This window comes from Lysinibacillus phoenicis (assembly GCF_047238325.1).
Lineage (GTDB): Bacteria > Bacillota > Bacilli > Bacillales_A > Planococcaceae > Lysinibacillus > Lysinibacillus irui.
On the sequence record NZ_JBDFMP010000002.1, the window covers coordinates 2,746,390 to 2,762,670 of the forward strand.

At 44.7% G+C, this 16,281-nt stretch carries 4 protein-coding genes, 2 tRNA genes and 6 rRNA genes; all 12 read right to left on the reverse strand.

The window, feature by feature from the left end; translation table 11 throughout:
- Positions 1–19 precede the first annotated feature (19 nt).
- Positions 20–1,351 (reverse strand): D-alanyl-D-alanine carboxypeptidase family protein, encoded by a 1,332-nt coding sequence (locus ABC382_RS15160; RefSeq protein ID WP_274795115.1) that lies wholly within the window; start codon positions 1,349–1,351, stop codon positions 20–22.
- A 141-nt stretch (positions 1,352–1,492) separates the two neighbouring features.
- Positions 1,493–2,956 (reverse strand): IMP dehydrogenase, encoded by a 1,464-nt coding sequence (guaB, locus tag ABC382_RS15165; RefSeq protein ID WP_274795114.1) that lies wholly within the window; start codon positions 2,954–2,956, stop codon positions 1,493–1,495.
- A gap of 291 nt (positions 2,957–3,247) precedes the next feature.
- Positions 3,248–3,363 (reverse strand): 5S ribosomal RNA (rrf, locus tag ABC382_RS15170).
- Positions 3,364–3,430: 67 nt separating this feature from the next.
- Positions 3,431–6,358 (reverse strand): 23S ribosomal RNA (locus tag ABC382_RS15175).
- A 180-nt stretch (positions 6,359–6,538) separates the two neighbouring features.
- Positions 6,539–8,090 (reverse strand): 16S ribosomal RNA (locus tag ABC382_RS15180).
- Between the two features lie 314 nt (positions 8,091–8,404).
- The gene (locus ABC382_RS15185) at positions 8,405–9,298 is read right to left on the reverse strand and encodes a patatin-like phospholipase family protein (RefSeq protein WP_322612179.1); all 894 of its coding nucleotides are present in this window, start codon (positions 9,296–9,298) and stop codon (positions 8,405–8,407) included.
- Positions 9,299–9,657: 359 nt separating this feature from the next.
- Positions 9,658–9,773 (reverse strand): 5S ribosomal RNA (gene rrf / locus ABC382_RS15190).
- A gap of 67 nt (positions 9,774–9,840) precedes the next feature.
- A 23S ribosomal RNA gene (locus tag ABC382_RS15195) occupies positions 9,841–12,768 on the reverse strand.
- Positions 12,769–12,855: 87 nt separating this feature from the next.
- Positions 12,856–12,931 (reverse strand) — tRNA-Ala (locus tag ABC382_RS15200).
- A 12-nt stretch (positions 12,932–12,943) separates the two neighbouring features.
- Positions 12,944–13,020 (reverse strand) — tRNA-Ile (locus ABC382_RS15205).
- Between the two features lie 94 nt (positions 13,021–13,114).
- A 16S ribosomal RNA gene (locus tag ABC382_RS15210) occupies positions 13,115–14,666 on the reverse strand.
- The 16S, 23S and 5S rRNA genes sit together here with 2 tRNA genes alongside, the layout of an rRNA operon.
- A gap of 430 nt (positions 14,667–15,096) precedes the next feature.
- A complete protein-coding gene (locus ABC382_RS15215) occupies positions 15,097–16,179 on the reverse strand; it encodes an HD-GYP domain-containing protein (protein WP_274795112.1) in 1,083 nt (360 codons plus the stop codon).
- Between the last annotated feature and the right edge of the window lie 102 nt (positions 16,180–16,281).

The following is a 16,281-nucleotide window of genomic DNA, read 5'->3' on the forward strand; positions in this document are numbered from 1 at the left end:
ATGTGCTCATTTTTAATTATTAAAACAGTCCACCAACAAAGTCAGTAATGCCTCCCCATAAATTGCCGAAGAAGTTACCTACACCTTGGAAGAACAATGAGATACCGCTAGCGCGCTCTACAGCCTTTGTTGTGACAACATCAGATGAAATATCCTTGCCATCGATAAAGCCGTAATCTGTGCCTTCTGTGCGTTCAATAACAACCTTACCTACAACAGTATCCTTTTTAACATCTGCCTCTAAACTTTTTTTATCTAAAACCAATGTCGGTTTATATAAATCTTTATCAGAAGACTTAATCATAAATGAAATGGGTTCTTTTACCGCAATCGCTACTTTGTCTTCTTTACCTTTTGTCACTTTTACTGTTTTTTGACCTTTGAACGTATAGTTCGCTGGTAAAATTTCTTGCTTTGAGAATTGAGAAAAGCCATAGTTAAATAATTTTGCTGTTGCATCAAAACGAGCTTCATAAGATCCTTGTCCTTTTGCATCAACAGCCTTCATAACAACAGCAATCAAACGAGTACCATTGCGCTCTGCAGTACCTGTGAAACAATGACCTGCAAAGTTTGTTGTACCTGTTTTTAATCCATCTACACCTTCGTATTCATACACTAATCCAGGCAACATAAAGTTCCAGTTAGACATTTGAATTTCATCTTCAGTACCTTCACGGAACTTCTTTTTTGCAATTTTAGATGTCTCTAAAACCTTTGGATGATCTTTTAATAAATGATAAGCCAATTTTGCTACAGATTTAGCAGGCATCACATTTTCATCCTCTGGGCCTGTACCTGATGGGTGCATACCAAATAAATCAGCATTATTAAGGCCCGTTGCATTGACAAATTTATAGCCTTCTAAACCAAGTTCCTCTGCTTTTTTATTCATTAACTTTAAAAACTCAGTCTCAGAACCTGCAATCGTTTCAGCAATAGCTACTGTTGCCGCATTTGCAGAATAAATTGCCATTGCCTCGTATAATTCACGAATGGTATAAGTGCCATCTCTACGTAAAGGTACATTACTTAATGCACGATTTTGAGACATACGATACGTATAATCTGTTACGTGATATTCCTGATCCCATTTAACTGTTCCTGCATCAATTGCGTCCAATAACAGGAATTCAGTCATCATCTTTGTCATACTTGCAATACCTAGTGAAGTATCTGCATTTTGTTCATATAAAATTTTCCCTGAGTCTGCGTCAATTAAAATCGCAGCATCCACTGTTAATCCTAAATCTGTTTCCGCATGTGCCTGTGCAGGAATACCTGCAAAAATACTAATTAGTAAAACAGGAATTAGGAGTAAGCGTAATACGGTGTTCGTTTTCTTTTTCACCTCTAAAGCCCTCCAAAAAATAATCTTGTCCTCGACATTTTATCATAGATAACAACATACGTGTTGACTCTCTACCATAAAAAAATGCTCTCGCGCCATCTTTGTAGACGATGCGAAAGCATAAAAGTTGCAAGTAATAAATTACATTGAATAGTTTGGTGCTTCTTTTGTAATTTGTACATCATGTGGATGGGATTCACGAAGACCAGCACCAGTCATTCTAACAAATTGAGCTTTTTCTCGTAAATGCTCAAGATGTGGTGCTCCACAATAACCCATACCAGCACGAATGCCACCAATAAGTTGATAAATTGTATCTGCTAGTGGTCCTTTATATGGTAGGCGACCTTCAATACCTTCAGGCACTAATTTTTTCGCGTCTTCTTGGAAGTAACGGTCTTTTGAGCCTTTTTCCATTGCTCCAATAGAACCCATACCACGATAAACTTTGAAGCGACGTCCTTGGAAAATTTCTGTTTCTCCTGGAGATTCAGAAGTACCTGCTAGAAGTGAACCAAGCATTACCACATTTCCACCAGCTGCTAAAGCTTTTACGATATCACCAGAGTACTTAATACCACCATCGGCAATAATCGTTTTACCAAGCTCACGAGCTACTGTAGCACAATCATAAACTGCTGTAATTTGTGGTACACCTACACCAGCTACTACACGTGTAGTACAAATTGAACCTGGGCCAATACCAACCTTCACAACGTCTGCACCAGCTTCAAATAATGCACGTGCACCTTCTGAAGTTGCTACGTTACCAGCGATAATTTCTAATTCTGGATAAGTCTCACGGATTGAGCGAATTGTCTGTAATACGCCTTCTGAATGACCGTGAGCAGTATCGATTACTACAATGTCTACTTGTGCTTCTACAAGTTTTTCAATACGTACCATTGTATCTTTTGATACACCAACTGCTGCACCTACAAGTAAACGGCCATGTATGTCCTTAGCAGCATTCGGGAATTCAATTACTTTCTCGATATCTTTAATTGTGATAAGTCCAGTTAATCTACCTTCTTCATCTACAATCGGAAGTTTTTCGATTTTATATTGTTGAAGAATTTTTTCAGCATCCTCTAAAGTCGTTCCAACAGGAGCCGTAATTAAATCTTCTTTTGTCATTACATCTTCAATTTTTAAAGAGTAGTCAGAGATAAAACGTAAATCACGGTTTGTAATAATCCCTACTAATTTTTGGTTTTCCATGCTATCAACAATAGGTACACCAGAGATTCTGTATTTCCCCATTAAATGTTCAGCATCGAAAACTTGATGAGTCGGAGTTAAGAAGAATGGGTTTGTTATAACACCATTTTCAGAACGTTTTACTTTTTCTACTTGTTCAGCTTGCTCATCGATCCCCATGTTTTTATGGATAATACCGATACCGCCTTGTCGTGCCATAGCAATTGCCATTTTAGACTCAGTAACTGTATCCATACCTGCACTAATCATTGGAATGTTTAATTTAATTTTCGGTGTTAATTGAACTGATAAATCAACATCTTTCGGTAATACTTCGGAATGAGCTGGTACTAATAATACATCATCAAAAGTTAAACCTTCTTTGGCAAATTTAGTTTCCCACATTTTCGTAACTTCCTCCTATAGTTAAAAGAATATTAATTGTAAGATTAACAACGTGGACTGCTACTGTCAAGAAACTTATAAAAGAAAGACAATTCAGATTTTTAATTATATCAAATTTTAAAGTTACACCCAAATAAAAAGCTATAATAAAAGAGATTTATTACCATTAATATTATATAAATGAAGGAAATGAGTGATATATTAAAGGTTTTTTGTAGGAAATTCTTTAATTTATTAATGAATTTCGTTAGTTTATAAAAAAACAGCCAGCACACAGCTGACTGTTTCATTGCCTAGCGACGTCCTACTCTCACAGGGGGAAGCCCCCAACTACCATCGGCGCTAAAGAGCTTAACTTCCGTGTTCGGTATGGGAACGGGTGTGACCTCTTTGCCATCATCACTAGACAGTTATTTAATTGAAAGATTATTCTTTCAAAACTGGATAAACGGCGCATTGAATGCTTCAAACAATTTGGTTAAGTCCTCGATCGATTAGTATTCGTCAGCTCCATGTGTCACCACACTTCCACCTCGAACCTATCTACCTCATCGTCTTTGAGGGATCTTACTTACTTGCGTAATGGGAAATCTCATCTTGAGGGGGGCTTCATGCTTAGATGCTTTCAGCACTTATCCCGTCCACACATAGCTACCCAGCGATGCCTTTGGCAAGACAACTGGTACACCAGCGGTGTGTCCATCCCGGTCCTCTCGTACTAAGGACAGCTCCTCTCAAATTTCCTACGCCCACGACGGATAGGGACCGAACTGTCTCACGACGTTCTGAACCCAGCTCGCGTACCGCTTTAATGGGCGAACAGCCCAACCCTTGGGACCGACTACAGCCCCAGGATGCGATGAGCCGACATCGAGGTGCCAAACCTCCCCGTCGATGTGGACTCTTGGGGGAGATAAGCCTGTTATCCCCGGGGTAGCTTTTATCCGTTGAGCGATGGCCCTTCCATGCGGAACCACCGGATCACTAAGCCCGTCTTTCGACCCTGCTCGACTTGTAGGTCTCGCAGTCAAGCTCCCTTGTGCCTTTACACTCTACGAATGATTTCCAACCATTCTGAGGGAACCTTTGGGCGCCTCCGTTACCTTTTAGGAGGCGACCGCCCCAGTCAAACTGTCCGCCTGACACTGTCTCCTGCCCCGCTAAGGGGCATGGGTTAGAATTTCAATACAACCAGGGTAGTATCCCACCGACGCCTCCTTCGAAGCTGGCGCTCCGAGATCTCTGGCTCCTACCTATCCTGTACAAGTTGTACCAAAATTCAATATCAGGCTACAGTAAAGCTCCACGGGGTCTTTCCGTCCTGTCGCGGGTAACCTGCATCTTCACAGGTACTATAATTTCACCGAGTCTCTCGTTGAGACAGTGCCCAGATCGTTACGCCTTTCGTGCGGGTCGGAACTTACCCGACAAGGAATTTCGCTACCTTAGGACCGTTATAGTTACGGCCGCCGTTTACTGGGGCTTCAATTCGCAGCTTCGCTTGCGCTAACCACTCCTCTTAACCTTCCAGCACCGGGCAGGCGTCAGCCCCTATACGTCACCTTACGGTTTTGCAGAGACCTGTGTTTTTGCTAAACAGTCGCCTGGGCCTATTCACTGCGGCTCTCATGCGCTTGCACGCTCAAGAGCACCCCTTCTCCCGAAGTTACGGGGTCATTTTGCCGAGTTCCTTAACGAGAGTTCTCTCGCACACCTTAGGATTCTCTCCTCGACTACCTGTGTCGGTTTGCGGTACGGGCACCTCTCACCTCGATAGAGGCTTTTCTTGGCAGTGTGAAATCAGGAACTTCGTCCATACGGACTCGCCATCACAGCTCAACGTTACAGTGTGCGGATTTGCCTACACACACGCCTTACTGCTTGGACGCGCATAACCAACAGCGCGCTTACCCTATCCTACTGCGTCCCCCCATTTCTCAAACGGTGAGGAGGTGGTACAGGAATATCAACCTGTTGTCCATCGCCTACGCCTGTCGGCCTCGGCTTAGGTCCCGACTAACCCTGAGCGGACGAGCCTTCCTCAGGAAACCTTAGTCATACGGTGGACGGGATTCTCACCCGTCTTTCGCTACTCATACCGGCATTCTCACTTCTAAGCGCTCCACCAGTCCTTCCGGTCTGACTTCAACGCACTTAGAACGCTCTCCTACCACTGACATCGTAGATGTCAATCCACAGCTTCGGTGAATCGTTTAGCCCCGATACATTTTCGGCGCAGCGTCACTCGACCAGTGAGCTATTACGCACTCTTTAAATGATGGCTGCTTCTAAGCCAACATCCTGGTTGTCTGTGCAACGCCACATCCTTTTCCACTTAACGATTACTTTGGGACCTTAGCTGGTGGTCTGGGCTGTTTCCCTTTTGACTACGGATCTTATCACTCGCAGTCTGACTCCCGTGTATAAATATCTGGCATTCGGAGTTTGTCTGAATTCGGTAAACCGGGATGGCCCCCTAGTCCAAACAGTGCTCTACCTCCAGTATTCTCATCACGAGGCTAGCCCTAAAGCTATTTCGGAGAGAACCAGCTATCTCCAAGTTCGATTGGAATTTCTCCGCTACCCACACCTCATCCCCGCACTTTTCAACGTGCGTGGGTTCGGGCCTCCAGTAAGTGTTACCTTACCTTCACCCTGGACATGGGTAGATCACCTGGTTTCGGGTCTACGACCACGTACTATTTCGCCCTATTCAGACTCGCTTTCGCTGCGGCTCCGCCTTCTAAAGCTTAACCTCGCACGTAATCGTAACTCGCCGGTTCATTCTACAAAAGGCACGCTATCACCCATTAACGGGCTCTAACTACTTGTAGGCACACGGTTTCAGGATCTCTTTCACTCCCCTCCCGGGGTGCTTTTCACCTTTCCCTCACGGTACTGGTTCACTATCGGTCACTAGGTAGTATTTAGCCTTGGGAGATGGTCCTCCCGGATTCCGACGGAATTTCACGTGTTCCGCCGTACTCAGGATCCACTCAGGAGAGAACGAACTTTCGACTACAGGGCTTTTACCTGCTCTGGCGGACCTTTCCAAGTCGCTTCATCTAACTCGCTCTTTTGTAACTCCGTATAGAGTGTCCTACAACCCCAAGAGGCAAGCCTCTTGGTTTGGGCTCTTCCCGTTTCGCTCGCCGCTACTCAGGGAATCGATTTTTCTTTCTCTTCCTCCAGGTACTTAGATGTTTCAGTTCCCTGGGTCTGCCTTCAAGACGCTATGTATTCACGTCAAGATACTACGCGATTAAACGTAGTGGGTTCCCCCATTCGGAAATCTCCGGATCAAAGCTCACTTACAGCTCCCCGAAGCATATCGGTGTTAGTGCCGTCCTTCTTCGGCTCCTAGTGCCAAGGCATTCGCCGTGCGCCCTTAATAACTTAACCAAGTTATTAAGCCTATAAAAAACTTAAAAAATAAATGTGTTTGTTACAATTTCAATGTCGTTTTATCCAGTTTTCAAAGAACAAGTTTTGAAGTATTTCATTCGGAAGAATGAACCTTCAAAACTGAACGCAAAACGTAATCTTACAAACCCTAGGTTTGTATTCCGAAAATATCCTTAGAAAGGAGGTGATCCAGCCGCACCTTCCGATACGGCTACCTTGTTACGACTTCACCCCAATCATCTATCCCACCTTCGGCGGCTGGCTCCAAAAGGTTACCTCACCGACTTCGGGTGTTACAAACTCTCGTGGTGTGACGGGCGGTGTGTACAAGGCCCGGGAACGTATTCACCGCGGCATGCTGATCCGCGATTACTAGCGATTCCGGCTTCATGTAGGCGAGTTGCAGCCTACAATCCGAACTGAGAACGACTTTATCGGATTAGCTCCCTCTCGCGAGTTGGCAACCGTTTGTATCGTCCATTGTAGCACGTGTGTAGCCCAGGTCATAAGGGGCATGATGATTTGACGTCATCCCCACCTTCCTCCGGTTTGTCACCGGCAGTCACCTTAGAGTGCCCAACTAAATGATGGCAACTAAGATCAAGGGTTGCGCTCGTTGCGGGACTTAACCCAACATCTCACGACACGAGCTGACGACAACCATGCACCACCTGTCACCGTTGCCCCCGAAGGGGAAACTATATCTCTACAGTGGTCAACGGGATGTCAAGACCTGGTAAGGTTCTTCGCGTTGCTTCGAATTAAACCACATGCTCCACCGCTTGTGCGGGCCCCCGTCAATTCCTTTGAGTTTCAGTCTTGCGACCGTACTCCCCAGGCGGAGTGCTTAATGCGTTAGCTGCAGCACTAAGGGGCGGAAACCCCCTAACACTTAGCACTCATCGTTTACGGCGTGGACTACCAGGGTATCTAATCCTGTTTGCTCCCCACGCTTTCGCGCCTCAGCGTCAGTTACAGACCAGAAAGTCGCCTTCGCCACTGGTGTTCCTCCAAATCTCTACGCATTTCACCGCTACACTTGGAATTCCACTTTCCTCTTCTGCACTCAAGTCCCCCAGTTTCCAATGACCCTCCACGGTTGAGCCGTGGGCTTTCACATCAGACTTAAAGGACCGCCTGCGCGCGCTTTACGCCCAATAATTCCGGACAACGCTTGCCACCTACGTATTACCGCGGCTGCTGGCACGTAGTTAGCCGTGGCTTTCTAATAAGGTACCGTCAAGGTACAGCCAGTTACTACTGTACTTGTTCTTCCCTTACAACAGAATTTTACGATCCGAAAACCTTCTTCACTCACGCGGCGTTGCTCCATCAGGCTTTCGCCCATTGTGGAAGATTCCCTACTGCTGCCTCCCGTAGGAGTCTGGGCCGTGTCTCAGTCCCAGTGTGGCCGATCACCCTCTCAGGTCGGCTACGCATCGTCGCCTTGGTGAGCCGTTACCTCACCAACTAGCTAATGCGCCGCGGGCCCATCTTATAGCGACAGCCGAAACCGTCTTTCAGTGTTCCACCATGAGGTGGAACAGATTATTCGGTATTAGCCCCGGTTTCCCGGAGTTATCCCAAACTATAAGGTAGGTTGCCCACGTGTTACTCACCCGTCCGCCGCTAACGTCAAAGGAGCAAGCTCCTTCTCTGTTCGCTCGACTTGCATGTATTAGGCACGCCGCCAGCGTTCGTCCTGAGCCAGGATCAAACTCTCCATAAAAGAAATTTGATTAGCTCAAATTGTTTTGCTGGCATCAATTTTGATGTCCAAAATTTTGTTTCGTTCACTAGCCGAAACTAGTTACTTAAAACTTTATTGATTACGTTTTGCTTGTTCAGTTTTCAAGGTTCATGTTATTAACTCTTCGTTAAGAGCTAACTTTTATATAATAACATGTTTTAAATATAATGTCAAACAGTTATTTCATTTTTTATTTTAATTTCTTTCAGTCACTGCTTATCTCAACAGCAACTTTTATATAATAACACCCTATTTATTTTTGGTCAATAGTTTTATATGATTTTTTTATTTAGTTACAATCTTAATCTTGGCCAATTCCGTAAAAATTGAATTGTACGGTTTCTTCCTATTTCTAAAAGAGTTTCTTTTGTCTCCTCGTTTAAATCAAATTGAGTTGCACTATAATCTTCTACAGGAATAAAAATAATATCTCTTTCATGTCGTCTAGAAATATATCTTTCATCATGAGCATCTTTCATAGTCGAAAATAGTGCTTCAAATAAATTTAAACCATTTTTAATTTCTTGAGGACATTGCTCTTCTCTTCTTCTGCTAAGCTTTAGGCCTAAAATAGGTCGTACTTTCCGACCTTCTTTATCGTCAAATATCCATAATGGAAAATTACTTAAAACACCACCGTCTACTATGACTGATTCACCTTTACCCGTCTTTAATGTAACTGGTTCAAAGAAGAAAGGTATACCACAACTCATACGTAATGCACAAGCAACTGAAAAATTCTTTGCTTCAATTTGATATTTGTGTAAATCATCAGGCAGGACAATCATTCTACCGTTCGTTAAATCTGAGGCAACTAACTTAAGAGAGTCTTTAGGTAAATCTCCAAAAGTGAAGACACCTTTATCAGCTAGTTTTTTAAAAAACCATTTTTCCAATGCCTTTCCTTTATAAAGACCCAAATGATGATAAACATTTATCCATTTCATAAAAGGGAAAGGTAAAAATGTTCTTCTTGGATCCAGTAGTGAAGGTATATCCAACTCTTCTAGCATCATTTCAATTTCTTTGCCACTATATCCTGCTGCGATAAATGCTGCTAAAATAGCACCTGCACTTGTACCAGCTACGCGTTTAAATCGGAAATGCTCTGCTTCTAATACTTGATAAGCCCCAACCAGTGCAAAACCCTTCAAGCCTCCACCAGAAAAAACTCCATCAATCCACAAAATTCCCTCTCCTTTTTGCTGTAATCTTTATATTATAAGATTGGTTAATGCTGAATAGAACTGAAATTTACATATTCTTGTCGTTATCATTCGATTCAATTTAAATATCTTCGATATAAAGGCAATTTTTAAAAGAAAAAGGTTTTAAGGAATTAATAAAAGGATGAAATGGAGAGTGAGTGATGCATAGAGGCAAGGCGTTAGTATAGCACAAAAGTGTGCTTTATATACGAGAATGTCTTTGTTTAACTATGTAATTAAAATCTAAGACATTTAAAAACATCTCTCACTATCTACATAATAAACACAAAAAGCTATATGTAAAAAAAAACAGCCAGCACACAGCTGACTGTTTCATTGCCTAGCGACGTCCTACTCTCACAGGGGGAAGCCCCCAACTACCATCGGCGCTAAAGAGCTTAACTTCCGTGTTCGGTATGGGAACGGGTGTGACCTCTTTGCCATCATCACTAGACAGTTATTTAATTGAAAGATTATTCTTTCAAAACTGGATAAACGGCGCATTGAATGCTTCAAACAATTTGGTTAAGTCCTCGATCGATTAGTATTCGTCAGCTCCATGTGTCACCACACTTCCACCTCGAACCTATCTACCTCATCGTCTTTGAGGGATCTTACTTACTTGCGTAATGGGAAATCTCATCTTGAGGGGGGCTTCATGCTTAGATGCTTTCAGCACTTATCCCGTCCACACATAGCTACCCAGCGATGCCTTTGGCAAGACAACTGGTACACCAGCGGTGTGTCCATCCCGGTCCTCTCGTACTAAGGACAGCTCCTCTCAAATTTCCTACGCCCACGACGGATAGGGACCGAACTGTCTCACGACGTTCTGAACCCAGCTCGCGTACCGCTTTAATGGGCGAACAGCCCAACCCTTGGGACCGACTACAGCCCCAGGATGCGATGAGCCGACATCGAGGTGCCAAACCTCCCCGTCGATGTGGACTCTTGGGGGAGATAAGCCTGTTATCCCCGGGGTAGCTTTTATCCGTTGAGCGATGGCCCTTCCATGCGGAACCACCGGATCACTAAGCCCGTCTTTCGACCCTGCTCGACTTGTAGGTCTCGCAGTCAAGCTCCCTTGTGCCTTTACACTCTACGAATGATTTCCAACCATTCTGAGGGAACCTTTGGGCGCCTCCGTTACCTTTTAGGAGGCGACCGCCCCAGTCAAACTGTCCGCCTGACACTGTCTCCTGCCCCGCTAAGGGGCATGGGTTAGAATTTCAATACAACCAGGGTAGTATCCCACCGACGCCTCCTTCGAAGCTGGCGCTCCGAGATCTCTGGCTCCTACCTATCCTGTACAAGTTGTACCAAAATTCAATATCAGGCTACAGTAAAGCTCCACGGGGTCTTTCCGTCCTGTCGCGGGTAACCTGCATCTTCACAGGTACTATAATTTCACCGAGTCTCTCGTTGAGACAGTGCCCAGATCGTTACGCCTTTCGTGCGGGTCGGAACTTACCCGACAAGGAATTTCGCTACCTTAGGACCGTTATAGTTACGGCCGCCGTTTACTGGGGCTTCAATTCGCAGCTTCGCTTGCGCTAACCACTCCTCTTAACCTTCCAGCACCGGGCAGGCGTCAGCCCCTATACGTCACCTTACGGTTTTGCAGAGACCTGTGTTTTTGCTAAACAGTCGCCTGGGCCTATTCACTGCGGCTCTCATGCGCTTGCACGCTCAAGAGCACCCCTTCTCCCGAAGTTACGGGGTCATTTTGCCGAGTTCCTTAACGAGAGTTCTCTCGCACACCTTAGGATTCTCTCCTCGACTACCTGTGTCGGTTTGCGGTACGGGCACCTCTCACCTCGATAGAGGCTTTTCTTGGCAGTGTGAAATCAGGAACTTCGTCCATACGGACTCGCCATCACAGCTCAACGTTACAGTGTGCGGATTTGCCTACACACACGCCTTACTGCTTGGACGCGCATAACCAACAGCGCGCTTACCCTATCCTACTGCGTCCCCCCATTTCTCAAACGGTGAGGAGGTGGTACAGGAATATCAACCTGTTGTCCATCGCCTACGCCTGTCGGCCTCGGCTTAGGTCCCGACTAACCCTGAGCGGACGAGCCTTCCTCAGGAAACCTTAGTCATACGGTGGACGGGATTCTCACCCGTCTTTCGCTACTCATACCGGCATTCTCACTTCTAAGCGCTCCACCAGTCCTTCCGGTCTGACTTCAACGCACTTAGAACGCTCTCCTACCACTGACATCGTAGATGTCAATCCACAGCTTCGGTGAATCGTTTAGCCCCGATACATTTTCGGCGCAGCGTCACTCGACCAGTGAGCTATTACGCACTCTTTAAATGATGGCTGCTTCTAAGCCAACATCCTGGTTGTCTGTGCAACGCCACATCCTTTTCCACTTAACGATTACTTTGGGACCTTAGCTGGTGGTCTGGGCTGTTTCCCTTTTGACTACGGATCTTATCACTCGCAGTCTGACTCCCGTGTATAAATATCTGGCATTCGGAGTTTGTCTGAATTCGGTAAACCGGGATGGCCCCCTAGTCCAAACAGTGCTCTACCTCCAGTATTCTCATCACGAGGCTAGCCCTAAAGCTATTTCGGAGAGAACCAGCTATCTCCAAGTTCGATTGGAATTTCTCCGCTACCCACACCTCATCCCCGCACTTTTCAACGTGCGTGGGTTCGGGCCTCCAGTAAGTGTTACCTTACCTTCACCCTGGACATGGGTAGATCACCTGGTTTCGGGTCTACGACCACGTACTATTTCGCCCTATTCAGACTCGCTTTCGCTGCGGCTCCGCCTTCTAAAGCTTAACCTCGCACGTAATCGTAACTCGCCGGTTCATTCTACAAAAGGCACGCTATCACCCATTAACGGGCTCTAACTACTTGTAGGCACACGGTTTCAGGATCTCTTTCACTCCCCTTCCGGGGTGCTTTTCACCTTTCCCTCACGGTACTGGTTCACTATCGGTCACTAGGTAGTATTTAGCCTTGGGAGATGGTCCTCCCGGATTCCGACGGAATTTCACGTGTTCCGCCGTACTCAGGATCCACTCAGGAGAGAACGAACTTTCGACTACAGGGCTTTTACCTGCTCTGGCGGACCTTTCCAAGTCGCTTCATCTAACTCGCTCTTTTGTAACTCCGTATAGAGTGTCCTACAACCCCAAGAGGCAAGCCTCTTGGTTTGGGCTCTTCCCGTTTCGCTCGCCGCTACTCAGGGAATCGATTTTTCTTTCTCTTCCTCCAGGTACTTAGATGTTTCAGTTCCCTGGGTCTGCCTTCAAGACGCTATGTATTCACGTCAAGATACTACGCGATTAAACGTAGTGGGTTCCCCCATTCGGAAATCTCCGGATCAAAGCTCACTTACAGCTCCCCGAAGCATATCGGTGTTAGTGCCGTCCTTCTTCGGCTCCTAGTGCCAAGGCATTCGCCGTGCGCCCTTAATAACTTAACCAAGTTATTAAGCCTATAAAAAACTTAAAAAATAAATGTGTTTGTTACAATTTCAATGTCGTTTTATCCAGTTTTCAAAGAACAAAATTGGTGGAGCCTAGCGGGATCGAACCGCTGACCTCCTGCGTGCAAGGCAGGCGCTCTCCCAGCTGAGCTAAGGCCCCAAGAGGTATATATGGTGGGCCTAAATGGACTCGAACCATCGACCTCACGCTTATCAGGCGTGCGCTCTAACCAGCTGAGCTATAGGCCCTCTTGGAAGTTTTATAATATTTCATAAACCTTCAAAACTGAACGCAAAACGTAATCTTACAAACCCTAGGTTTGTATTCCGAAAATATCCTTAGAAAGGAGGTGATCCAGCCGCACCTTCCGATACGGCTACCTTGTTACGACTTCACCCCAATCATCTATCCCACCTTCGGCGGCTGGCTCCAAAAGGTTACCTCACCGACTTCGGGTGTTACAAACTCTCGTGGTGTGACGGGCGGTGTGTACAAGGCCCGGGAACGTATTCACCGCGGCATGCTGATCCGCGATTACTAGCGATTCCGGCTTCATGTAGGCGAGTTGCAGCCTACAATCCGAACTGAGAACGACTTTATCGGATTAGCTCCCTCTCGCGAGTTGGCAACCGTTTGTATCGTCCATTGTAGCACGTGTGTAGCCCAGGTCATAAGGGGCATGATGATTTGACGTCATCCCCACCTTCCTCCGGTTTGTCACCGGCAGTCACCTTAGAGTGCCCAACTAAATGATGGCAACTAAGATCAAGGGTTGCGCTCGTTGCGGGACTTAACCCAACATCTCACGACACGAGCTGACGACAACCATGCACCACCTGTCACCGTTGCCCCCGAAGGGGAAACTATATCTCTACAGTGGTCAACGGGATGTCAAGACCTGGTAAGGTTCTTCGCGTTGCTTCGAATTAAACCACATGCTCCACCGCTTGTGCGGGCCCCCGTCAATTCCTTTGAGTTTCAGTCTTGCGACCGTACTCCCCAGGCGGAGTGCTTAATGCGTTAGCTGCAGCACTAAGGGGCGGAAACCCCCTAACACTTAGCACTCATCGTTTACGGCGTGGACTACCAGGGTATCTAATCCTGTTTGCTCCCCACGCTTTCGCGCCTCAGCGTCAGTTACAGACCAGAAAGTCGCCTTCGCCACTGGTGTTCCTCCAAATCTCTACGCATTTCACCGCTACACTTGGAATTCCACTTTCCTCTTCTGCACTCAAGTCCCCCAGTTTCCAATGACCCTCCACGGTTGAGCCGTGGGCTTTCACATCAGACTTAAAGGACCGCCTGCGCGCGCTTTACGCCCAATAATTCCGGACAACGCTTGCCACCTACGTATTACCGCGGCTGCTGGCACGTAGTTAGCCGTGGCTTTCTAATAAGGTACCGTCAAGGTACAGCCAGTTACTACTGTACTTGTTCTTCCCTTACAACAGAGTTTTACGATCCGAAAACCTTCTTCACTCACGCGGCGTTGCTCCATCAGGCTTTCGCCCATTGTGGAAGATTCCCTACTGCTGCCTCCCGTAGGAGTCTGGGCCGTGTCTCAGTCCCAGTGTGGCCGATCACCCTCTCAGGTCGGCTACGCATCGTCGCCTTGGTGAGCCGTTACCTCACCAACTAGCTAATGCGCCGCGGGCCCATCTTATAGCGACAGCCGAAACCGTCTTTCAGTGTTCCACCATGAGGTGGAACAGATTATTCGGTATTAGCCCCGGTTTCCCGGAGTTATCCCAAACTATAAGGTAGGTTGCCCACGTGTTACTCACCCGTCCGCCGCTAACGTCAAAGGAGCAAGCTCCTTCTCTGTTCGCTCGACTTGCATGTATTAGGCACGCCGCCAGCGTTCGTCCTGAGCCAGGATCAAACTCTCCATAAAAGAAATTTGATTAGCTCAAATTGTTTTGCTGGCATCAATTTTGATGTCCAAAATTTTGTTTCGTTCACTAGTCGAAACTAGTTACTTAAAACTTTATTGATTACGTTTTGCTTGTTCAGTTTTCAAGGTTCATGTTATTTATTTCAGTGTCACCTCTTGGCGACTCATTTATAATATCAAGATTCTAAAATAAAGTCAACACTTTCTACATAAATATTTCAAAACAATGTTATATAGGTATTTCAAAACATCATTCCATTGAAAAAACTACTATTTAAATAATTCTGTCTGCTAATCTTTAAAATATGTATACTTGCTCTTAAAACTATGATAGTTCAAACTAAAGAGCATGATTTTGTTTGTAGGAAATACATTGATCAGCCTTAATAAAAAGGCAGCCATAGTCTGGTATATGGCTTGCCTATTACTTTTATATGTTTGTTATAATTCGTGAAATGTAAAAACTACGGTTTTTGCCTAAATCAAAAATTTCCCCTGAATGAATCAATTTAATAAGTGGACGTGTTGGTGCAAATTTATTCACAAACATTACTTCTCCACGTTCTAGATTAGAAAGCTCTACAATTGTTCCAATAGGAAGATCCGCAACAATATCAATTAATGCGCGCACTACTTTAATATCAAACTTACCGAACTCCGATTCATTTATCATTTCTATAACTTTAAATGAAGATTGCTTTGATCTATACACTCGTTCACAAGTCATTGCATGAAATACATCTGCAACAGCAATAATTTGTGCAAAAATAGAGATGTTAGCAATCCTTTCCCCTTTTGGATATCCACTTCCATTTAAACGTTCATGATGTTGGAAGATTGCTTCTTTCATTGTCTCCTTTAGAACGGTTAAATCTTTCACCATATTATAGCTATATACCGGATGTTTATAAATTTCATTATATTCTTGTTCTGTTAAAGGTGTCTTCTTATCTCTAATACGAGGATGTACTTTGGCCATACCGCAATCCGCTAATAATCCACCAATTGCAACTTGAATGGTAGTTCCTCTATCATATCCAAGTTTTTGAGCAATAACTGCAGAGATCAGACCTGTCGCAACACAATGATGATACAAGTATTCTTTAGGGTTTGAATACTCATTTAAATCAAAAATTATAGTACGATCATCTAATACCATCTCTACTAAAGGTAAAATAATTGTTCTTGCCTTAGCAATATCTACTTTAGCTCCCGCTTCCCAATTTTTAAATTCTCTTTTAAATTGTTCAACGGAATTATTATAAACTTTTCTAAAAGTCGGAATATCTTCTATTACAACTTCGACATCATTTTCTTTCTTTTCAAGTTGAGCATCTTGTTGATTTTTATAAACGGGAACATTGAAAATATTAAAAGCATGAAAAACTTGCAAATGTACATAGGAAATCTTTGTATCTTTAAAGATGATTGGATATTGTGTATTAGCAAAAATATCTTCAGAAATTACTTTACCAACGCCTAACTCTGAAATCGGAACATGTATAGTTTCCATAAAAAAACACCTCTCCACTGTTTCTTGCTTAAATAAGGTACTATCATTTTATCATGGAATTCAAAATAATTACTTATTTTTCATTATTTACGTAAAAAACCG

Coding starts and splice junctions, on each gene's coding strand:
- guaB (WP_274795114.1), bottom strand. CDS start 2,956: ATGTGGGAAACTAAATTTGCCAAAGAAGGTTTAACTTTTGATGATGTA.
- ABC382_RS15215 (WP_274795112.1), bottom strand. CDS start 16,179: ATGGAAACTATACATGTTCCGATTTCAGAGTTAGGCGTTGGTAAAGTA.